This window comes from Candidatus Pantoea persica (genome assembly GCF_013753875.1).
GTDB lineage: Bacteria > Pseudomonadota > Gammaproteobacteria > Enterobacterales > Enterobacteriaceae > Pantoea > Pantoea persica.
Map to the genome: position 1 here is coordinate 67249 of NZ_SMDS01000017.1, position 21143 is coordinate 88391.

Consider the following 21143-nt stretch of genomic DNA (forward strand, 5'->3'; position numbering starts at 1 on the left):
CTGCTGAACATTGGACCGTGCATACACGGTCAGTCCCGGTTATTATGTCCCGCTCTTTTTCATGGCAATGTCATCAGAGAGGAGTCCCCCATGGCGCAAAATGAAATGTGGTATGAAAACCTTCATGCCGGTTTCGGGCAATATTTCACGGTCGATAAAACGCTCTACCGTGAAAAGACCGCGCATCAGGATTTAATCATTTTCGAGAACGCGCAGATGGGCCGCATAATGGCGCTGGACAGTGTGGTGCAGACCACCGAGCGCGACGAATTTATCTACCATGAAATGATGACGCACGTGCCGCTGCTGGCGCACGGCGCGGCGAAGCGCGTGCTGATTATCGGCGGCGGCGACGGCGCGATGCTGCGCGAGGTGTCGCGCCATCAGCAGCTGGAAAGCATTACTATGGTGGAGATCGACGCTGGCGTCGTGACCTTCTGCCAGCAATATCTGCCCAACCACAGCCAGGGCGCCTATCAGGATCCGCGTCTTAATCTGGTGATTGACGACGGTGTAAACTTCGTCAGCCAGACGCGCGATAAGTTTGACGTGATTATCTCCGACTGCACCGATCCAGTGGGACCGGGCGAGAGCCTGTTTACCTCCGCGTTTTACGCGGGCTGCAAGAACGCGCTCAATCCCGGCAGCATCTTCGTGGCGCAGAACGGCGTCTGCTTCCTGCAGCAGGAAGAGGCGGTCAACAGCCACCGCAAGCTCAGCCACTACTTCGCCGACGTCAGCTTCTACCAGGCGGCGATTCCGACCTATTACGGCGGCATCATGACCTTTGCCTGGGCGAGCGATAATCCGGCGCTGCGTCAGCTCGACACGGCCACGCTGCAGGCGCGCTTCGACGCCGCCGGCTTGACGTGCCGCTACTATAATCCAGCCATTCACGCGGGCAGTTTCGCGCTGCCGCAATATCTGCTGAACGCCCTGTCTGCAGAGCCACTTTCCTGAGGAGGTGAACCAATTGCAAAAGCTTAAACTACATGGCTTCAATAACCTGACCAAAAGCCTGAGTTTTTGTATCTACGATATTTGCTATGCACATAGCGAAGCCGAGCGCGACGGTTATATCGCCTATATCGACGAGCAGTATAACGCCACTCGCCTGACGGAAATCCTGACGGAGACCTGCTCCATTATCGGCGCCAACGTGCTGAATATCGCGCGCCAGGACTATGAGCCGCAGGGCGCCAGCGTCACCATTCTGGTGAGCGAAGAGCCGATCGATCCCAAAGATATCGATAATTCGGAACATCCCGGCCCGCTGCCTAATTCCGTGGTGGCGCACCTGGACAAGAGCCATATTTGCGTGCACACCTACCCGGAGAGCCACCCTGAAGGCGGCCTCTGCACCTTCCGCGCCGATATCGAAGTTTCAACCTGCGGTGTGATTTCGCCGCTGAAGGTGCTGAACTATCTGATTCACCAGCTGGAGTCCGATATCGTTACTGTGGATTATCGCGTGCGCGGCTTTACGCGCGACGTGAACGGCGTAAAACACTTTATCGATCATGAGATTAACTCCATCCAGAACTTTATGTCGGACGATATGAAGGCGATGTATGACATGGTGGACGTCAACGTATATCAGGAAAATATCTTTCACACCAAAATGCTGCTGAAAGAGTTCGATCTGAAACACTACCTGTTCCATACCCGCTCGGAAGATCTCAGCCCGGCGGAGCATAAGCGTATTACCGACCTGCTGTGGAAAGAGATGCGCGAGATTTACTACGGCCGCAATATTCCGGCTGTGGGTTTGAAGACGCTGTAACAAGGAAGCGCGCGACGGATACGCGCGCTTTACTGCTCTTTTTGCCTGTGTGTGCAGAGACAACGGCGAACATTACCTGATCGCAAACAATAACGCGCCTGTTTGCGAGTGCTATTTTCAGCTCTGTATGCTTCTCTTTCCTTGCCCCTACAGGCAGAAAACATGGCAACTATAACCGTTTTAGATTTCAATACCGTCCCGGATGCCACCACCCTTTCCACTCAGGCCCTACATCGGGCTATAGATAGCGCCTCAGCGGGCAATACCTTCCCACCGACCGTTTTCTCACCGGCTCGCTGTTTTTAAAGAGCAATCTGACGCCGGAGCTGGCGGAAAATGCCGTTTTGCTTGGAAGCACGCGGCTGGAGGATTACCCCAGAATTGAGACGCGCATTGCGGGCATCGATATGGTGTAGCCCACTGCGATCCTGAAGATTAACCACTGTCATAACGTCACGCTCTGCGGCAGCGGCATGCTTGACGGCTAGGGCGCGGTCTGGTCGCACAAATTCTAGGGCGACGATGAGAACAGCGGCATGCTGGCTGCCTACAGCCAGCGCGGTCTGCGCTGGGTGGTGGATTACGACTGCGAGCGTCCGCGTAACCTGGTGGTTTATCAAAGTGAGTCAGTGCAGCTGGATAGCTTTACCTCACGTGAGTCCGGCTTCTGGAACGTGCATATCTGCTATTCAAACCAAGTTAGCCTGCGGAACCTCGACGTGCAAAATTCGGCGGGCCCAAGCACCGACGGGATTAATATCGACTCCTCTCAGCAGGTGCGCGTCGAAGGCTGTACCGTTTTCTTCAATGACGACAATATCTGCGTTAAAGCGGGACGTGGCGCAGAAGCGCAGCTGCTGGCCAAAACCGTGCGCGATATTACTATCCGCCACTGTACCCCTGCTGAGAGGTTCAGGCATCACGCTGGGCAGTGAAACCTCCGGCGGCATTGAAGATATAATTATTGAACACAACCATTTTTCAGGCACTGGCGCAGGGTTTCACATCAAGTCCGCCCGCAATCGCGGCGGCTAGATCAAAAATATTATTGTTCGCCATATGACGCTGGAAGATGTTTGCTATCCCTTTATGCTGCAGCTGAACTGGTTTCCGCAATACAGCTGCAGCGAGCAGTGTGCCGATACCGATCGGCCGCCGCACAGGCAAAAACTGGCTGAGGGCGTAGAAGGCGAAGCGGACCCGGGTGGAAAATATCGCCATTAGCCATATTAACGCTCGGCTTACTCAGCCCGCCGTTTTTCCGCGCGCGTTCTTTAATTGAAGGAACAGCTGAGCGCCCGATTGAAGGGCTCCATTTCAGTGATGTCAGTTTGCAGGCGCAGGAGTTTGGCAAGATCGCAGGGGTAAATAAGCTGGTATTTGAGCGGGTGACGGTAGATGCCCCGGCTTCGACACCGCCGGAGAATGATGCTTATCATCGTTAGGTTGTGAGCAGCGTAAGTCACGGAAATATTTATATTTAAACGCTGATAGCGTTATATAGAGAATGATAAGAGCCTCATTGCGAGGCTTTTTTATACATGCCTGTTTGAGTTCAGGCAGAACTCACGCTTAATCGTTCTTTTTGGTTTCCCGTTTTACAGCCAGACAGTGAGAATATGCATTCAGAATAATTTCTAACGTCCCGCCAACTCACGCCGTCAGCGCCAGCGCAATCCCGCACTCGCGCAGCGTGCGGCAGACATCCTCATCCAAGCGGCTGTCGGTCACCACATCGGTCAGCTCATCCAGCGGCACGGCGCAAAACAGCGACCAGGGGCCATATTTGCTGCTGTCCGCCAGCAGGATACGTCGCCGCGCATTAGCCAGCAGATCGCGCTTCAACCCAGCCTTCTCTTCCGTCGGCGTAGTAATGCCGCGCTCAAGGCTCCAGGAGTTGCAGCTGACGAAGGCGATATCAGGATTGATGCTGCGCAGCAGGCGACGCCCGTGTTCGCCAATGCACGACTGGCTGGAGTCGTCGATGCGGCCGCCGATAATGGTGACCTCAATCTGTTTGAATTCTGAGAGAAACAGCGCGGTATGCAGATCCGCCGTAATCACGCGCAGCGGCAGGTGTGTCAGCTGGCGCGCCAGCTCCAGCATAGTGGTGCCGGCGTCGAGCACCACCGCGTCGCCCGACTGAACAAAGGTAGCGGCGTGATGGGCGATCGCCTGCTTCTCCGCCAGGTTACGCTGCATCTTCTCCAGCGTCGTGGGCTGCGCCGGAATAAAGCGGTTCAGCGTGACGCCGCCGTGGCTGCGGCTGATCACCCCTTCTTTGTCCAGCTTGCTCAAATCACGTCGGATGGTAGCGGGCGAGGCGGAGATCGCGCTCACCCGCTGATCCACAGTCACCAGATTATGGCTCTTCAGATAGTCCATAATCTGGTCAAGGCGACTTTGTCCCTTCATATTTCCCTATGCTAGCTGCATCGCGAGTTTAATGGAGATCGCCATGCTCTCAGACTTCGCTTTACCTGTCCATGCGATATCAAACGCGATGCCGTGGTCGGCGGATGTGCGGATTATGCGGATAAAGGGCAAACCAGCAGTAATATTGACGCCATCGTAAAATCCCATTATTTTCAATGGGATATGCCCCTGATCGTGGTACATTGCCACCACGATGTCATACTGCCGACGCGTCACCTGATGCTGCCGGCACAGCGCCTCGATCTCATGGCGCTGGTCGGCGCGCTGGCAGGTACGAATAACGGTATGTTGCCCGGCGCGCAGCGCGGCAAGCGCCTGTTGTGTCCAGCGCGTGCTGTCGGACCAGCGCGGCTGCCCGAACAGCTAGCGGACGTCGACATCCACCAGCGCGATCTCGCACGCGGCGGCCAATCGGGCGATCTGCTGCTGCGCGCTGGCGCTCATGGAGCCGATAACCGCCAGAACCGGCGCGGCGACGCGCTCATCAGAGGGCGCATCGCTCTCTGGCTCGCCGCTGACCCTCGCCAGCTGTTTGCCCAGCACGTCGCTCAGCCCGGCGGCGCCCACTAGCAGCGGCGTCTCCTCAAGCTGCACGGCGGCGGCCAGGATGCGGGCAATATCCTCTTCCCGCTCCGCATCGATCACTACCGCGCCCCGGTGCTCCGCCAGTTGCGCGGCGAAACGATCGCTGCGCAGCGTGGCAAGATCGATTTCCTGGCCGCTGATCCCCAGCTGCGTCAGCACTCGCACGCTGGTCACCGGCGTTTTGGGATCGCTGGCGTATTCCCCGTGTCGGTGAGCCGCACGTTGTTGACCCACACCTCACCGCTGCGCGTCACGCGACCCAGGCGCGGCACGGCGGGCTCGATTAGCGCCGGCCTTTTGCCGCTGGCCGCCAGCGCAGCTCGCAGCTCGCAGCTCGACGCCGATATTGCCGCGCAGCGTTGAATCGATTTTTTTTAATTCCGGCGGGCTAGTTCGCCGATCGCTTCGGCCAGAAAAAAGGGCTCGGCATCGCCGTCGGCTGGTGGTCGATCGCCACCATGGCGATGGGGCTAGCGACCAGCTTTAAGTCGCTTTTGGCGCTGGGCGTCGGCGAAGCGGCCGCCTATCCCAGCAACGCGGGCATCGCTGCACGCTGGTTCCCGGATCGCGAGCGCGCCACCGTATCAGACCTGTTCGACAGCGCCTCAAAATTCGGCGGCGCGATGGCGATGCCGCTGATCGTCTGGATGATCGCCATGGTGGACTGGCGCATCACCTTGCTGGTGTTTATCTACGCCGAAAACTTGGCATAAAAAGATCGACCAACAGGAAGTTCGGCTGCTCCGCGACGGTTAGGCACACAAGCATGGCAAGAAAGGCGTGCGTCCGATGAAGTGGTACAAGCTGCTGCGCTACCGCAATATCTGGGCAATGTGCATCGGCTTTTTTACCATTAACTACACCTCCTGCTTCTTTATTACCTAGCTGCCGACCTACCTGGTAAAAGACAAGGGAATGGATTTTCTCAAAGCAGCTGCGCGCGCGAGGCGGGCTTCAGCACCTCGCCCAGCGTCAGCGTTTGCAGCGTCTTGCTGACCGCGACCGGCGTCGTGCTGTCGCGCGGATCGCCGGGAATGGCGCTGTTGAGCTCAGGTTCATCACGATCCAGCCGCGTCACCTTGTCGCCCAGCTGCGCGAAAAAGCGCGTCACCGCCGCCGGGCCGCCCAGCTTTTCCGCGATCAGATTGGCCTCCGTATTGTCGCTGTAGGCGATCGCCGCGCGGCAAAGCTGCATCCAGCTCATTTCGGCAGGGGCGACAAACTTTTTCGTGACCGGGGAATAAGTGACCAGCGCGGCGCGATCGAACTGCGTGCGCGCCGTGAGCTGCAGTTTGCCTTGATCCTGCTCGCAAAGCAGCACGCTGCACAGCAGCGCTTTATGCGTACTGTTCAGCGGAAAACACTCGTTGCCGCGATAGCTGCTGAGCCTGTCTGACGTGGTATCGATGACGGCAACGCCGATACGCGCTTTCAGCGTCTGCTCTTCCAGCTGCGCTATCGTCGCCAAGCTGGCGTCGTCAAGGCCTGACGCCTAGGCGATCGCAGTGCTGAGCAGCAGCGGAATCGCATGCATGTTGTAATGAAACGCATGGTAATCGTCCTTAATAGTTGAGTCGCTCAGAGCTTGCCTGTTTGCGCGTCGTAACGTAAAAAGTAAACTGCGCGATCGTTAACCGCCTTTTGCAGCATTATAGTCTTGCTGGCTGCTGGTTGAAAAAACAGCTGAGCCAGCTAAAACGTAGCAACATCACTACAAAAAACAGGGCGTGCGATGAAAATCTTCACACTGTCGAGCAGAGAATTCAACCAGCAGGTGTCGAACTCCAAAAAAGCGGCTGAGGAAGGGCCGGTTTACATTACCGATCGCGGCAAACCCACCCATGTTCTGCTGACGTTTGAGGCGTATAAAAAGCTGACCGGAACGCGTCGCAATATTCAGGACGCGCTGGCAATGCCGGACGTGGCGGAGATTGAATTTGAGCCGGAACGCGGCAAAACGGATTTTAGGGACGTCGATTCTTCATGAGATATTTGCTGGACACCAACGTGATTGCCGAGCTGCGCAAGGCGCGAACGCCTGCTATCGAGCCTACCGTCTCCGCCTGGACTGACATCGTCGACGCTGGCGATATGTTTCTCTCGATAATCACCGTGATGGAAATAGAGAAAGGCATCGCGCAGCTAGCGCGGCGCGATCCTGCTCAGGCTGCCCGCCTGCAAACATGGTTTGAAACGGCGGTGCTGACGGAATTCAGCGATCGCATTCTGCCCTTTGACATTGAAGCGGCGCGTTACTGCGCAGCCTGCATGTGCCGGATAAGCGCTCCGCTAACGATGCCATTGTCGCCGCCATCGCCTGGCAGCATGATATGGTGCTGGTGACGCGCAACCTGAAGGACTTTACAGACATGGGCGAGCAGCTGCTCAATCCCTAAGCGTGGCAGCGCTGACTCAGCGCCCCTGCAAAAAACGACGATAGGCGTTCATTACCGCAAGAAAATCCTCCACGCCGCAGAACGACAGGCTCTCTTCGTCGTAGTCGTAGTAGTTCATGCCCTCTTCCAGCCCGTCATCTTCCAGCGCAAGGTCGTTGGCGCGGATCATCACCTCTTCGTCATCCATCCAGAGGGCGTATTCGTGGCCGATGCGCTGCCACTGCGCTTGCTGCCCTTAATGGCGCGCATGGCGGCCTCGACTTCGTCCAGCAGTGCCAAGTTTTCTTTCACTTCGTCGTTGGACCCGTGGCCCACAGCTTCGTGATCCACCGACATGCGTACTTTCACCTGCCCGGTGACGTCGTGTAAAAATTCATATTCCATGGAGCAGCCTTTGGGTTAATGACGCGAGAAAATCCGCACAACGACATTTTGTGCGCATCATCACAGCTAAAGTGAGATCGGGGCGACATTATTACGGGGAAAAAGCAAAAGAAAAAGGGGCTATTATCGCCCCTTTATTTTTTTAGCGCATGACTCAGACCGCCGTCTGGAAAATCACATGGTCCGCTTTATCGGTGTACTGATGCAGCTGGTCAAAGTTGAGGTAGCGGTAGGTGTCGTTAGCGGTTTTATCCACCTGCACCATAAACTGCTGGTACTCCTCCGGCGTCGGCAGCTTGCCGAGCAGCGAGGCAACCGCAGCCAGTTCCGCCGACGCCAGGTAGACGTTGGCGCCGGTACCGAGACGGTTCGGGAAGTTACGGGTCGAGGTGGAGACCACCGTCGCGCCGTCCTGTACGCGCGCCTGGTTACCCATGCAGAGCGAACAGCCCGGGATCTCGATGCGCGCGCCGCTCTTGCCGAAGACGCTGTAGTAGCCCTCTTCCGTCAGCTGAGCCGCGTCCATCTTGGTCGGCGGCGCCACCCACAGACGGGTCGGCAGTTGGCCTTTGTGGCTGTCGAGCAGTTTTCCCGCCGCGCGGAAGTGACCGATGTTGGTCATGCACGAGCCGATAAAGACTTCGTCGATCTTCTCGCCCTGTACGTCAGAAAGCAGACGCGCGTCATCCGGATCGTTCGGGGCGCAAAGGATCGGCTCTTTGATATCCGCCAGATCGATCTCGATCACCGCCGTATATTCTGCGTCTGCATCCGCTTCCAGCAGCTGCGGATCCGCCAGCCATTTTTCCATGCCCTGGATACGACGCTCCAGTGTACGGCGATCGCCGTAGCCTTCCGCGATCATCCACTTCAGCAGCACGATGTTGGAGCTGAGGTATTCGATAATCGGCGCTTTATCCAGCTTGATGGTGCAACCTGCGGCTGAACGTTCCGCCGAGGCGTCGGTCAGTTCGAACGCCTGCTCGACCTTCAGATCCGGCAGACCTTCAATCTCCAAGATGCGGCCAGAGAAGATGTTCTTCTTGCCTTTCTTCTCAACGGTCAGCAGGCCCTGCTTGATCGTGTACAGCGGGATGGCGTGCACCAGATCGCGCAGGGTAATGCCCGGCTGCATCTGACCTTTGAAGCGTACCAGCACCGATTCCGGCATGTCGAGCGGCATCACGCCGGTCGCGGCGGCAAACGCTACCAAGCCAGAACCCGCCGGGAAGGAGATGCCGATCGGGAAACGGGTGTGGGAGTCGCCGCCGGTGCCGACGGTATCCGGCAGCAGCATGCGGTTCAGCCACGAGTGGATCACGCCGTCGCCCGGACGCAGCGAGACGCCGCCGCGGTTCATAATGAAGTCCGGCAGCGTGTGGTGCGTGTTGACGTCAACCGGCTTCGGATAGGCGGCGGTGTGGCAGAACGACTGCATCACCAAGTCGGCGGAGAAGCCGAGGCAGGCCAGATCTTTCAGCTCGTCGCGCGTCATCGGACCAGTGGTGTCCTGAGAGCCGACCGAGGTCATCTTCGGCTCGCAGTAGGCGCCCGGACGGATGCCAGCAACGCCGCAGGCGCGGCCGACCATTTTCTGCGCCAGCGAGTAGCCGCGGCTGCTTTCCACCACATCTTTCGCCTGACGGAATACATCGCTGTGCGGCAGGCCCAGCGACTCGCGCGCTTTGCTAGTCAGGCCGCGGCCGATGATCAGCGGAATACGGCCGCCGGCACGCACTTCGTCGATCAGCACGTCGGTTTTTAGCGTAAAACTGGCCAGCAGTTCGCCGGTTTCATGATTGCGCACTTCGCCTTTATAGGGGTAGACGTCAATCACGTCGCCCATGTTCAGCTCGCCCACGTCCACTTCGATCGGCAGCGCGCCCGCGTCTTCCATGGTGTTAAAGAAGATTGGCGCGATTTTGCTGCCCAGCACCAGACCGCCGCCCTTTTTGTTCGGGACGTTCGGGATGTCGTCGCCCATGAACCACAGCACGGAGTTGGTGGCGGATTTACGCGATGAGCCGGAGCCGACCACGTCGCCGACGTAGGCCAGCGGGTAGCCTTTGGCCTGCAGCGCTTCAATCTGCTTGATCGGGCCAACGTTGCCCGGCTCATCCGGCTCGATGCCTTCGCGGGCGTTTTTCAGCATTGCCAGCGCGTGCAGTGGAATATCCGGGCGTGACCACGCGTCCGGCGCCGGAGAGAGGTCGTCGGTGTTGGTTTCGCCGGTCACTTTAAACACGGTGACGGTAATTTTTTCTGCCAGCTCGGGACGTGACAGGAACCACTCGGCATCCGCCCAGGATTGCAGCACCTGCTGCGCATGGGGATTGCCCGCTTTCGCTTTTTCTTCGACGTCGTAGAAGCTGTCAAACATCAGCAGCGTGTGCGACAGCGCTTTGGCGGCAATAGGCGCCAGCTTCGCGTCGTCCAGCGCATCAATCAGCGGGTGAATGTTGTAACCGCCTTGCATGGTGCCCAGCAGTTCAATCGCTTTTTTGGGGGATACCAGAGGAGAGGTCGTTTCGCCTTTGGCGACCGCGGCAAGGAAACCCGCTTTTACGTAGGCGGCTTCATCAACGCCGGGTGGGACACGTTTGACCAACAGATCGGTCAGGAATTCTTCTTCACCCGCTGGCGGGTTTTTCAGCAGTTCAACCAGCGCGGCCATCTGGGAAGTATCTAACGGCTTAGGTACGACCCCCTGGGCAGCACGCTCAGTAACGTGCTTACGGTATTCTACTAGCACGACGTTCTCCTTGCTCACATTGTATGGGGTTACGGTGCACCCTGGTGACAACAGCATTCCATGAGTAGGGTAAGGTGCCCGGCCCCGCGTGGGGCAGCATAGCAGGGTTCAGGCTGTTTGTTAATCTGTTTACAAAAAAACAACATAATTAACCGGGTCAGAAAGTGCGGTTTTACTTTTTTAGGCTAGCGGCTCAGTAATGCAGGCTGTAAAGGGTTACCCTCGCCTTTTCGCTCAGTCATATGCGTCAGAGCGAAATAATGGCCCAGCGACTGTTAAGACAGAGGCATAACTTTTTTCATAACTATGCTCTCTGATACCTGCCTCTGGGTTATGGGCGTTTTCTGCTTCGCCGCCTCTGGTAAAAGGGATCTCGGTTGCCTGAGGAGCGGTCATGACGCAGGGATCGTCTTGCACGGGCACGGCCGGGGCCTGTTCAGCCCATAAAAAAAGCCCCCGTTTCGGGAGCTTTTCTCTTTCAACCTGAAGCTTACTTCTTCTTCTTCGCTTTCGGGTTCGGCAGGTCGGTGATGCTGCCTTCGAAGATCTCAGCCGCCAGGCCGACCGACTCTTGCAGTGTCGGGTGAGCGTGGATGGTCAGCGCGATATCTTCCGCATCGCAGCCCATCTCGATCGCCAGACCGATTTCGCCCAGCAGCTCGCCGCCGTTGGTGCCGACGATGGCGCCACCGATCACGCGATGCGTCTCTTTGTCGAAAATCAGCTTGGTCATGCCGTCAGCGCAGTCAGAGGCGATTGCACGGGCAGAGGCCGCCCACGGGAAGGTAGAGACTTCGTAGCTGATACCCTTCTCTTTCGCTTCTTTCTCGGTCAGGCCGACCCACGCAGCTTCCGGCTCGGTGTAGGCGATAGACGGGATCACTTTCGGATCGAAGTAGTGCTTCATGCCGGCGATGACTTCGGCTGCTACGTGGCCTTCATGCACGCCTTTGTGCGCCAGCATCGGCTGACCGACGATGTCGCCAATAGCGTAGATGTGCGGCACATTGGTGCGCATCTGCTTGTCGACGCGGATAAAGCCGCGCTCGTCTACTTCGACGCCCGCTTTGCCGGCATCGAGGTTTTTACCGTTCGGCACGCGACCAATCGCCACCAGCACGGCGTCGTAGCACTGCGGCTCGGCCGGCACCTTTTTGCCTACCATCGTCACGTAGATGCCATCTTCTTTGGCTTCTACCGCGGTGACTTTGGTTTCCAGCATCAAGTTGAACTGCTTGGCGATACGCTTGGTGAAAACTTTCACCACGTCTTTATCGGCAGCCGGGATAACCTGATCGAACATTTCAACCACGTCAATCTGTGAACCCAGCGCGTGGTAAACGGTGCCCATCTCCAGACCGATGATGCCGCCGCCCATAACCAGCATACGCTCCGGTACTTCTTTCAGCTCCAGCGCATCGGTAGAATCCCATACGCGCGGGTCGTCGTGCGGGATAAACGGCAGGGTAATCGGACGCGAACCGGCCGCGATGATGGCGTTGTGGAAGTTGATGGTGGTCGTGCCGCCCTCGCCTTCCACCACCAGGGTGTTGGCGCCGGTGAATTTGCCCAGGCCGTTAACTACTTTGACCTTACGCCCTTTCACCATGCCTGCGAGGCCGCTGGTGAGCTGGTTGATGACCTTCTCTTTCCAGGTGCGAACCTTGTTGATATCAGTGGACGGCTGGCCAAACACGATGCCGTGTTCTTCGAGAGCTTTTGCCTCTTCGATCACTTTCGCAACGTGCAGCAGCGCTTTTGACGGGATACAGCCCACGTTTAGACAGACACCGCCGAGGGTGCTGTAACGCTCTACCAGTACGGTTTCCAGACCTAAATCAGCGCAACGGAAGGCTGCAGAGTAACCTGCAGGACCAGCCCCAAGTACCACGACCTGGGTTTTAATCTCTGTACTCATCATGACCTCTTAGTTGTGATCCGGCGGGTCAACGTAGAGCGTTTATCATCAGGCTGGTCAACCAGTTGCATCCGGGTAGTGCACAGCGCCGTGCGTATATCTTGAGTACGCTGCGGGTTCTGCGCGCTGGGCGTCAACAACTGACTGCGCTAGATACGCCTGACGAAACAGGCTCACGATGTCCTTTGCTCCACCGGGACATTTTTCACCGCAAGAGTTTACAGAATTGTTAACAAACTGCAAACCACGGTGCCACGAATCTCTACAACAAGGCCGACAATTGCCGGCCTTGATTGGGCTTACATCACCAGACAGCGAATATCAGACAGCATATTGCCGATGATGGTAATGAAACGTGCACCGGCAGCGCCGTCGATCACGCGGTGATCGAAGGAGAGCGAGATCGGCATCATCAGACGCGGCACAAACTCTTTACCATTCCACACCGGCTCCATCGCCGACTTGGAGACGCCAAGAATAGCGACTTCCGGCGCGTTGACGATCGGCGCGAAATGCGTTGTGCCGAGGCCGCCAAGGCTGGAGATGGTGAAGCAGCCGCCCTGCATGTCGCTGGCGGTCAGCTTGCCGTCGCGCGCCTTCTTCGAGGTCGCCATCAGCTCGCGAGAGAGCTCGGTGATGCCTTTCTTGTTTACGTCTTTGAAGACCGGAACCACCAAGCCGTTCGGCGTATCTACCACCACGCCGATGTTGATGTACTTCTTCAGCGTCAGGCGCTGCGCATCTTCCGACAGCGAGCTGTTGAAGCGCGGCATCTGCTCCAGCGCGGCCGCGACTGCTTTTATGATGAACACAACCGGGGTATACTTCACGTCCAGCTTGCGCTTCTCCGCTTCGGCGTTCTGCTGCTTGCGGAACGCTTCCAGATCGGTGATGTCGGTCTTGTCGAAGTGGGTAACGTGCGGGATCACCACCCAGTTACGGCTCAGGTTCGCGCCAGAGATTTTCTGGATGCGGCCCAGCTCCACTTCTTCAACTTCGCCGAACTTGCTGAAGTCCACTTTCGGCCACGGCAGCAGGCCAGGGCCGCTGGCAGCAGCGGCCGGAGCGGCTTCAGCGCGCTTAACAGCATCCTTCACGTAGCTCTGCACGTCTTCTTTCAGGATGCGGCCTTTACGGCCGGTGCCTTTGACCTTCGCCAGGTTGACACCGAATTCGCGCGCCAGACGGCGGATAACCGGCGTGGCGTGCACGTAGGCATCGTTCTCGCCGAACTCGCCTTTCGCCTCCGCTTTCGGCGCGGGCGCGGCGGCAGGCACCTCGGCTTTCACCGCTGCCGGCGCCGGCGCAGACGCCGCTTCCTGCCTCGGCGCTTCGACTTTCGCCGAGCCAGTCACTTCGAAGACCATGATCAGCGAGCCGGTGCTGACTTTCGCGCCGGTTTCGATTTTGATCTCTTTAACCGTACCCGCGAACGGCGCAGGCACTTCCATCGACGCCTTGTCGCCTTCCACCACGATCAGCGACTGCTCGGCTTCGATTTTGTCGCCGACCTTCACCAGGATCTCGGTAACTTCCACTTCATCGCCGCCGATATCCGGCACGTTGATATCTTTCGCTGCGTTGGAGGCGGCAGCCGGCGCGGCTTCCGCTTTTTTCTCTTCCGCCGCTGGCGCTGGTGCAGTGTCTGCCGCCGCGCCTTCTGCGTCAAAAATCATGATCAGCGAGCCGGTTTCGACTTTGTCGCCGGTCGCAATTTTGATCTCTTTAACCACGCCCGCCTGCGGCGAGGGCACTTCCATAGAGGCTTTGTCGCCTTCTACGGTGATTAGCGACTGCTCGGCTTCGACCTTGTCGCCCACCTTCACTAGGATCTCGGTGACTTCAACTTCATCGGACCCGATACCCGGTACCTTAATTTCAGTAGCCATTACTCTCTTACCTCTTAAGCCAGACGCGGGTTAACTTTATCGGCATCGATGTCGAACTTCACGATCGCGTCCGCCACCACTTTCTTGTCGATTTCGCCACGTTTAGCCAGTTCGCCCAGCGCAGCAACCACCACGCAGGAGGCGTCCACTTCGAAGTGGTGACGCAGGTTTTCGCGGCTGTCGGAGCGGCCAAAGCCGTCGGTGCCCAGCACGCGGTAATCGCTGGCCGGAACGTAGCTGCGAACCTGCTCTGCGAACAGCTTCATGTAGTCGGTCGATGCCACTGCCGGCGCGTCGTTCATCACCTGCGCAATGTACGGCACGCTCGCTTCTTCGGTTGGGTGCAGCATGTTCCAGCGCTCGCAGTCCTGGCCGTCGCGCGCCAGTTCGGTGAACGAGGTAACGCTGTAGACGTCGGAACCGATGCCGTAATCCTTCGCCAAGATCTGCGCAGCTTCGCGCACGTGACGCAGGATAGAGCCTGAGCCCAGCAGCTGCACTTTGCCTTTGCTGCCTGCCACGGTTTCCAGCTTGTAGATACCCTTACGGATACCCTCTTCGGCGCCTTCCGGCATCGCTGGCATGTGGTAGTTTTCGTTCAGCGTGGTGATGTAGTAGTAGATGTTCTCCTGTGCTTCGCCGTACATGCGCACCAGACCGTCATGCATGATGACCGCCACTTCATACGCGTACGCCGGATCGTAAGAGATGCAGTTCGGGATGGTCAGCGACTGAATATGGCTATGGCCATCTTCGTGCTGCAGACCTTCGCCGTTCAGCGTGGTACGACCGGAGGTGCCGCCCACGAGGAAGCCGCGCGCCTGCTGGTCGCCCGCCAGCCACATTAAGTCGCCGATACGCTGGAAACCGAACATGGAGTAGTAAATATAGAACGGGATCATCGGCAGGTTGTTGGTGCTGTAAGAGGTCGCCGCCGCCAGCCAGGATGAACCTGCGCCCAGCTCGTTGATCCCTTCCTGCAGAATCTGGCCTTTCTCATCTTCTTTATAGTAAGCAACCAGCTCGCGGTCCTGCGGAGTGTACTGCTGGCCGTTCGGGCTGTAGATACCAATCTTACGGAACAGACCTTCCATACCGAAGGTACGGGCTTCGTCCGCGAGGATCGGCACCAGACGATCTTTGATCGACTTGTTATTCAGCATCACGTTCAGGGCGCGCACGAAGGCGATGGTGGTCGAGATCTCTTTGCTCTGCTCGTCCAGCAGCGCCTTGAACTCTTCCAGCTTCGGCATTTCCAGCTTTTCAGTGAACTCTGCCTGGCGGGTCGGCAGGTAGCCGCCCAGCTTCTCGCGCTGACCGTGCAGGTAGTTGTACTCTTCGGAGCCTTTATCGAAGGTGACGTACGGCAGCTCTTCGATCTTTTCGTCGGCCACCGGCACGTTGAAGCGATCGCGGATGTAGCGTACGCCATCCATGTTCATCTTCTTGACCTGGTGCGCGATGTTTTTGCCTTCCGCGGTGTTGCCCATACCATAGCCTTTGATGGTATGCGCCAGAATCAGCGTCGGCTGACCTTTGGTCTCCTGCGCTTTTTTCAGTGCCGCGTAGATTTTCTTCGGATCGTGGCCGCCGCGGTTCAGGGCGAAGACCTCGTCGTCTGACCAGTCTTTCACCAGCGCCGCCGTCTCCGGATATTTGCCGAAGAAGTGCTCGCGCACGTAGGCGCCGTCGCGCGATTTAAAGGTCTGATAGTCGCCGTCGACGGTTTCGTTCATCAGCTGGATCAGCTTGCCGCTGGTGTCTTTCTTCAGCAGCTCGTCCCAGCGTCCGCCCCAGATCACTTTGATTACGTTCCAGCCAGCGCCCGCAAAGATGCTTTCCAGTTCGTTGATGATCTTGCCGTTACCGGTGACCGGACCGTCCAGGCGCTGCAGGTTACAGTTGATGATGAACACCAAGTTGTCCAGCTTCTCACGTGTCGCGATGGTGATGGCGCCTTTGGATTCCGGCTCGTCCATCTCGCCGTCGCCGAGGAAGGCGTAAACGGTCTGGTTAGAGGTGTCTTTCAGGCCGCGGTGTTCCAGATACTTCAGGAACTTCGCCTGATAGATGGCGTTCAACGGACCCAGCCCCATGGAAACGGTCGGGAACTGCCAGAAGTCCGGCATCAGTTTCGGGTGCGGGTAAGATGAGAGGCCGTTACCGTACACTTCCTGACGGAAGTTGTTCATCTGCTCTTCGGTCAGACGTCCTTCCAGGAAGGCGCGCGAGTAGATGCCCGGAGAGATATGGCCCTGGAAGTAAACCAGATCGCCGCCGTCTTTGTCGCTGCGCGCGCGGAAGAAGTGGTTAAAGCAGACTTCATAAATGGTCGCCGAGGACTGGAATGAAGAGAGGTGGCCGCCCAGCTCCAGATCTTTTTTCGAGGCGCGCAGTACCGACATAATGGCGTTCCAGCGGATAGCGGAACGGATACGACGCTCCAGCGTCGTATTGCCTGGATACTCCGGCTCGTCTTCAACGGCAATAGAGTTGATATAGTTGCTGACGGCGTTGCCGACCGCCGCAACTTTTACGCCACCTTTGCGGGCTGCGCCCAGCACCTGATCGATCAGATACTGCGCACGCTCAACACCTTCTTCACGGATGACCGATTCGATCGCCTGTAGCCAGTCACGAGTTTCGATCGGATCCACGTCATTCTGTAAACGTTCTGACATGAGGAGTATTCCTTATCTATGTCTAATACGTTGAATTGCCAGGAGCCTGTCTCCCTGTGTTCTGCTTGCCGCCAAAGCACAAGGAGACAGGCCCGTCGTTGATGTCCGCGCGATCTGCGCCGCGCGTTATTCCTTACGTTGCTGTAAACGACGCAGGGAGCGTTCACGACGAGTCTGCTCCCGACTTCTGTCCAGCAAGATTTCCTCAATGAACGCCAGGTGACGGTGCGAAGCCTCGCGCGCTTGTTCCGGCTCACGAGCCACAATCGCCTCGAAAATACTGGCGCGGTGACCGCTCACTTTCGCCAGCATTTCCCGGCGCGAGTAGAGCAATTCAAAATTCTGTCGAACGTTCTGTTCCAGCATCGGCCCCATCGAACGCAGCAAATGCAGCAGCACCACATTATGCGCCGCTTCTGTAACCGCAATCTGATACTGCATCACCGCATCGGCTTCCGCGTCGAGATCGCCGCTCTCCTGCGCCTGCTGGATTTGCACATGGCAGTGCCGGATGCGTTCGATATCCTCTTCGGTACCGCGCAGCGCCGCATAATAGGCGGCAATCTCCTCCAGCGCGTGGCGCGTTTCCAGCAGATCGAACTGATATTCCGGATGCTTGGTGAGCAGGCTGACGAGCGGGTCGCTCAGGCTTTGCCAGAGACGCTCCTGAACGAAAGTGCCGCCGCCCTGACGGCGCAGCAGTAGGCCTTTCGCCTCAAGACGCTGAATGGCTTCGCGAAGGGATGGACGTGAGACATCAAATTGTTTAGCGAGTTCACGCTCGGGGAGCAGCTTCTCGCCAAGGCGCAGCGTCCCTTCCATAATCAGCGATTCGAGCTGCTGCTCAATGGCGTCAGAGAGCTTAGGTTGACGAATCTTACTGTAAGCCATCTTCCCTTCTTATCAAGCCGTCGCCCGGAGTAAATTGGTAATACCAATTAAAAAAGTCGGCCGTAAAGTAACAAAGTATTCACCCTGTGTCTATGTGACGCCCGTGACAAACCTTGTCATATAGACGCCCAGGCAGGGTAAGTTACCTCCGAAAAACCAGAAATGTTATGGTAAACAAATTGTTAAATAGGGCGCTTTTTACCAAACCTCACACAGCGCTGGGTAAAAAAGCCTGTCCGGTCATAAGGGAATTCTATTCGTCATCGCGCGAGATTCATGGCAGAAAGACGCAGGCGACGCTGTGATAAGGACGACGCTTTTTCAGTCAACCCGCAGCACGAAAAGAGAAAGCAGGTGCAAAGCGGCCTGCATATCACTATTCTTGTCGCCAGGGTAGCACCCGCCCGCAGAGAGCGCGCCTGTTACCGTAAATAAATCAATACGTTAATGTAACCACTTCCTGACATCCGTTCTGTGCGGTAACAGAAGAATTAAAACAACATGAGGTTTGTATGGAGCAACAGCACGGCGACACGCTGAAGCGCGGGCTAAAGAACCGCCATATTCAGCTGATCGCGCTGGGCGGCGCGGTGGGCACCGGCCTGTTTCTGGGCAGCGCGTCGGTGATCAAAGCTACCGGGCCGGGCGTGATTCTGGGTTACGCCATTGCCGGTTTTATTGCCTTTCTGATTATGCGCCAGCTTGGCGAGATGGTGGTGGAAGAGCCGGTCGCCGGCAGCTTCAGCCACTTCGCCTACAAATACTGGAGCAACTTCGCTGGCTTCGCGTCAGGCTGGAACTACTGGGTGCTCTATGTGCTGGTGGCGATGGCGGAGCTGACCGCGGTCGGCAAATATATTCAGTTCTGGTGGCCGGAGATCCCGACCTGGATCACGGCGGCGGTGTTCTTCGTGCTGATCAACGCCATTAACCTTACCAACGTCAAAGTCTACGGCGAGATGGAGTTCTGGTTCTCTATCGTCAAAGTAGTCGCGGTCATTGGCATGATCCTGTTCGGCGGCTGGCTGCTGTTCAGTGGCCACGGCGGCCCGCAGGCCAGCGTCAGCAACCTCTGGGTGCAAGGCGGCTTTCTGCCGAACGGCTTCAGCGGGCTGGTGATGGTGATGGCGGTGATTATGTTATCTTTCGGCGGTCTGGAGCTGGTGGGCATTACCGCCGCGGAAGCGGACAACCCGGAGCAGAGTATTCCCAAAGCCACCAATCAGGTGATCTACCGCATCCTGATTTTCTATATCGGTTCACTGGCGGTGCTGCTGTCGCTAATGCCCTGGACGCGCGTCACCGAAGAAACCAGTCCCTTTGTACTGATCTTCCATGAACTGGGCGATGCGGTAGTGGCGAACGCGCTGAACGTGGTGATCCTCACCGCCGCGCTGTCGGTCTACAACAGCTGCGTCTACTGCAACAGCCGTATGCTGTTCGGCCTGGCTCAGCAGGGCAACGCGCCTAAAGCGCTGCTCAAGGTCGATAGCCGCGGCGTGCCGGTGGCGACCATTCTGGTCTCCGCCGCGTCGACGGCGTTCTGCGTGCTGATCAACTATCTGATGCCCGGCGAAGCCTTTGAGCTGCTGATGTCGCTGGTGGTCTCTACGCTGGTGATCAACTGGGCGATGATCAGCATGGCGCACCTGAAGTTCCGCCGCAAAAAGGATCGCCAGGGCGTGACGACCCGCTTCAGAGCCCTGCTCTACCCGTTCGGCAACTGGCTCTGCCTGGCCTTTATGGCTGCCGTGCTGATCATCATGCTGATGACGCCGGGCATGGCGATCTCCGTCTGGCTGATCCCGGTCTGGCTGCTGGTGCTGGCCATCAGCTATGCCGTGAAAAAGCGCACGCAGCGCGCCTGACTTTTCAGCCCGCCGGCTGCTGTCGGCGGGCTGTTCCGCTTTCGATCCAGTTCACACTCTTCCCGCCGCGACCGTTTTGTCCATCTTAGCGACTATTTGCAAGCAGCCATCCTGCTGATCCAGCAACGATAATCCCTACTCATACCGAATGCGCAGGAGAATGACCATGAAGGATTCCGCCCTCTCTTTCCGCGAAAAGCTGGGCTAAGGGCGATGCCGGCTACAATATGATTGGCGGCGCCATTATGCTGTTTCTGAACTATTTCTATACCGACGTCTTCGGCCTAGCGCCTGCGCTGATGGGCACGCTGCTACTTTCGGTACACGTGCTGAATGTGGTGACCGATCCGATTATGGGCGCAATTGCCGACCGCACCCAGAGCCGCTGGGGACGCTTTCGTCCGTGGCTGCTCTGGGTGTCGGTGCCCTAACGTTCTGTTCAGCGTGCTGATGTTCACCACGCCGGACTGGAGCTACGACAATAAAGTCATCTGGGCCTTCGTCACCTATTTTCTGATGTCGCTGACCTATACCGCCATCAACATCCTCTACTGCTCGCTTGGCGGCGTGATCACCAATGACCCCGGCGAGCGTGTCTCCTGCCAGTCCTACCGCTTTGTGAAGGTGGGCATCGCCACTCTGATCCTCTCGCTGCTGCCGATGCCCGAATAGTTCGGCGGCGAGGACAAGGCGCGCGGCTATCAGCTGGCGATGAGCGTGCTAGCGCTGATTGGACTGGGGATGCTTCTATTCTGCTTCGCCACGGTGCGCGAGCGTATTCGCCCGGCGGTGCCGACCCATGACGATTTGAAAAACGATCTGCTCGACGTCTGGAAAAACGACCAGTGGGTACGCATTCTGCTGCTGAACTTTTGCAACGTCTGTTCCGGCTTTATCCGCATGGCCGCCACCATGTACTACGTCACCTGGGTAATGGGGCTATCGACCCACTTCGCCACGCTGTTTATCAGCCTCGGCGTGATCGGCATGATGATCGGCAGCACGCTGGCGAAGCTGCTGACCGACCGCTGGTTCAAGCTGAAGGTCTTTTTCTGGACCAACATCGCGCTGGCGCTCTTCTCCTGCGGCTTCTACTGGATCGACCCGCATGCCACGCTGACGGTGGTGATCGCCTACTTCCTGCTGAACGTGCTGCATCAAATCCCGTCGCTGTTGCACTGGTTGCTGATGGCGGACGTGGATGACTACGGCGAGTGGAAAACCGGCAAGCGCATCACCGGCATCAGCTTCTCCGGCAACCTCTTCTTTCTCAAGATCGGGCTGGCGGTGGCGGGTGCGATGGTCGGCTTTCTGCTCTCTTTTTACGGCTATGAAGCGGGCGCGAAGCAGCAGTCTTCACAGGCGGTCAACGGTATTAGGCTGCTGTTTACCGTGATCCCCGGCGTCGGCTATTTGATTACCGCGGGCGTGGTGCGTCTGCTGAAGGTCGACCGGGCGCTGATACACACTATTCAGGACGATTTCGCCCCGCACCGCGCCAACTTCCACGAGCTGCATGATATGTATCAGCGCGACGGCGCCGTCACCTAACCTGGAGAA

15 protein-coding genes and 4 pseudogenes are annotated in these 21143 nt (G+C 57.6%); 8 read left to right on the forward strand and 11 right to left on the reverse strand.

Going from position 1 to position 21143, the window contains the following annotated elements:
• Window positions 1–90 precede the first annotated feature (90 nt).
• The 3 genes from speE to EIO60_RS07285 all read left to right on the forward strand — a co-directional run bounded on the left by speE (window position 91) and on the right by EIO60_RS07285 (window position 2718).
• Entirely contained in the window at window positions 91–960 is an 870-nt protein-coding gene (gene speE, locus EIO60_RS07275) for a polyamine aminopropyltransferase (protein WP_258576356.1), read from the forward strand.
• Between the two features lie 13 nt (window positions 961–973).
• Window positions 974–1783 (forward strand): adenosylmethionine decarboxylase, encoded by an 810-nt coding sequence (gene speD, locus EIO60_RS07280; RefSeq protein WP_258576538.1) that lies wholly within the window; start codon window positions 974–976, stop codon window positions 1781–1783.
• Window positions 1784–2319: 536 nt separating this feature from the next.
• Window positions 2320–2718, forward strand: a complete 399-nt coding sequence (locus EIO60_RS07285; protein WP_258576357.1) for a glycosyl hydrolase family 28 protein — start codon at window positions 2320–2322, stop codon at window positions 2716–2718.
• A gap of 46 nt (window positions 2719–2764) precedes the next feature.
• Here the strand turns inward: EIO60_RS07285 and EIO60_RS07290 are convergent, their stop codons facing one another.
• From EIO60_RS07290 to EIO60_RS17140, 4 genes and pseudogenes are all read right to left on the reverse strand, one after another.
• The gene (locus tag EIO60_RS07290; protein WP_258576358.1) at window positions 2765–3004 is read right to left on the reverse strand and encodes a hypothetical protein; all 240 of its coding nucleotides are present in this window, start codon (window positions 3002–3004) and stop codon (window positions 2765–2767) included.
• A 432-nt stretch (window positions 3005–3436) separates the two neighbouring features.
• Window positions 3437–4198: a DeoR/GlpR family DNA-binding transcription regulator gene (locus EIO60_RS07295; protein WP_258576359.1), complete on the reverse strand. Its 762-nt coding sequence runs from the start codon at window positions 4196–4198 to the stop codon at window positions 3437–3439.
• A 6-nt stretch (window positions 4199–4204) separates the two neighbouring features.
• Window positions 4205–4438, reverse strand: a pseudogene (locus EIO60_RS17135) (4-hydroxythreonine-4-phosphate dehydrogenase PdxA); the annotation flags it as partial.
• A 144-nt stretch (window positions 4439–4582) separates the two neighbouring features.
• On the reverse strand, window positions 4583–5038 hold the full coding sequence (locus EIO60_RS17140; RefSeq protein WP_258576360.1) for a four-carbon acid sugar kinase family protein: 456 nt from the start codon (window positions 5036–5038) through the stop codon (window positions 4583–4585).
• A gap of 158 nt (window positions 5039–5196) precedes the next feature.
• Between EIO60_RS17140 and EIO60_RS07310 the strand changes: the two are divergent.
• A pseudogene (locus EIO60_RS07310) lies at window positions 5197–5686 on the forward strand (MFS transporter); the annotation flags it as partial.
• Between the two features lie 43 nt (window positions 5687–5729).
• Here EIO60_RS07310 and bla read toward each other — a convergent pair.
• Window positions 5730–6272: a class A beta-lactamase gene (bla, locus tag EIO60_RS07315; RefSeq protein ID WP_258576361.1), complete on the reverse strand. Its 543-nt coding sequence runs from the start codon at window positions 6270–6272 to the stop codon at window positions 5730–5732.
• Window positions 6273–6536: 264 nt separating this feature from the next.
• Between bla and EIO60_RS07320 the strand changes: the two genes are divergently transcribed.
• Both EIO60_RS07320 and EIO60_RS07325 read left to right on the forward strand, forming a co-directional pair.
• Window positions 6537–6791 (forward strand): type II toxin-antitoxin system Phd/YefM family antitoxin, encoded by a 255-nt coding sequence (locus EIO60_RS07320; RefSeq protein ID WP_258576362.1) that lies wholly within the window; start codon window positions 6537–6539, stop codon window positions 6789–6791.
• Window positions 6792–7074: 283 nt separating this feature from the next.
• On the forward strand, window positions 7075–7200 hold the full coding sequence (locus EIO60_RS07325) for a PIN domain-containing protein (protein ID WP_258576363.1): 126 nt from the start codon (window positions 7075–7077) through the stop codon (window positions 7198–7200).
• A 16-nt stretch (window positions 7201–7216) separates the two neighbouring features.
• On the opposite strand, the pseudogene EIO60_RS07330 reads toward EIO60_RS07325, so the two are convergent.
• From EIO60_RS07330 to pdhR, 6 genes and pseudogenes are all read right to left on the reverse strand, one after another.
• Window positions 7217–7584: pseudogene (locus tag EIO60_RS07330) on the reverse strand (YacL family protein).
• A gap of 154 nt (window positions 7585–7738) precedes the next feature.
• Window positions 7739–10336, reverse strand: coding sequence for a bifunctional aconitate hydratase 2/2-methylisocitrate dehydratase (gene acnB / locus EIO60_RS07335; protein ID WP_258576540.1), 2598 nt, complete (start codon window positions 10334–10336; stop codon window positions 7739–7741).
• Window positions 10337–10826: 490 nt separating this feature from the next.
• Window positions 10827–12254: a dihydrolipoyl dehydrogenase gene (gene lpdA / locus EIO60_RS07340; protein WP_258576364.1), complete on the reverse strand. Its 1428-nt coding sequence runs from the start codon at window positions 12252–12254 to the stop codon at window positions 10827–10829.
• 299 nt (window positions 12255–12553) lie between these two features.
• Complete coding sequence (aceF, locus tag EIO60_RS07345) at window positions 12554–14143, reverse strand: pyruvate dehydrogenase complex dihydrolipoyllysine-residue acetyltransferase (RefSeq protein WP_258576365.1); 1590 nt, start codon at window positions 14141–14143, stop codon at window positions 12554–12556.
• A gap of 14 nt (window positions 14144–14157) precedes the next feature.
• On the reverse strand, window positions 14158–16824 hold the full coding sequence (gene aceE, locus EIO60_RS07350) for a pyruvate dehydrogenase (acetyl-transferring), homodimeric type (protein WP_258576366.1): 2667 nt from the start codon (window positions 16822–16824) through the stop codon (window positions 14158–14160).
• A gap of 126 nt (window positions 16825–16950) precedes the next feature.
• Window positions 16951–17715: a pyruvate dehydrogenase complex transcriptional repressor PdhR gene (gene pdhR / locus EIO60_RS07355; protein ID WP_258576367.1), complete on the reverse strand. Its 765-nt coding sequence runs from the start codon at window positions 17713–17715 to the stop codon at window positions 16951–16953.
• A gap of 512 nt (window positions 17716–18227) precedes the next feature.
• Between pdhR and aroP the strand changes: the two genes are divergently transcribed.
• Together aroP and EIO60_RS07365 are read left to right on the forward strand one after the other, a co-directional pair.
• Window positions 18228–19583, forward strand: coding sequence for an aromatic amino acid transporter AroP (gene aroP, locus EIO60_RS07360; protein ID WP_258576368.1), 1356 nt, complete (start codon window positions 18228–18230; stop codon window positions 19581–19583).
• A 173-nt stretch (window positions 19584–19756) separates the two neighbouring features.
• A pseudogene (locus tag EIO60_RS07365) lies at window positions 19757–21134 on the forward strand (glycoside-pentoside-hexuronide (GPH):cation symporter).
• Window positions 21135–21143 lie beyond the last annotated feature (9 nt).

What these genes read in the sequence shown, in the direction of transcription:
- speE (WP_258576356.1), top strand. Translation starts at nt 91, where the DNA reads ATGGCGCAAAATGAAATGTGGTATGAAAACCTTCATGCCGGTTTCGGG.
- EIO60_RS07285 (WP_258576357.1), top strand. Translation starts at nt 2,320, where the DNA reads ATGCTGGCTGCCTACAGCCAGCGCGGTCTGCGCTGGGTGGTGGATTAC.
- EIO60_RS07290 (WP_258576358.1), bottom strand. Translation starts at nt 3,004, where the DNA reads ATGGCGATATTTTCCACCCGGGTCCGCTTCGCCTTCTACGCCCTCAGC.
- EIO60_RS07295 (WP_258576359.1), bottom strand. Translation starts at nt 4,198, where the DNA reads ATGAAGGGACAAAGTCGCCTTGACCAGATTATGGACTATCTGAAGAGC.
- EIO60_RS07320 (WP_258576362.1), top strand. Translation starts at nt 6,537, where the DNA reads ATGAAAATCTTCACACTGTCGAGCAGAGAATTCAACCAGCAGGTGTCG.
- lpdA (WP_258576364.1), bottom strand. Translation starts at nt 12,254, where the DNA reads ATGAGTACAGAGATTAAAACCCAGGTCGTGGTACTTGGGGCTGGTCCT.
- aceF (WP_258576365.1), bottom strand. Translation starts at nt 14,143, where the DNA reads ATGGCTACTGAAATTAAGGTACCGGGTATCGGGTCCGATGAAGTTGAA.
- aceE (WP_258576366.1), bottom strand. Translation starts at nt 16,824, where the DNA reads ATGTCAGAACGTTTACAGAATGACGTGGATCCGATCGAAACTCGTGAC.
- pdhR (WP_258576367.1), bottom strand. Translation starts at nt 17,715, where the DNA reads ATGGCTTACAGTAAGATTCGTCAACCTAAGCTCTCTGACGCCATTGAG.
- aroP (WP_258576368.1), top strand. Translation starts at nt 18,228, where the DNA reads ATGGAGCAACAGCACGGCGACACGCTGAAGCGCGGGCTAAAGAACCGC.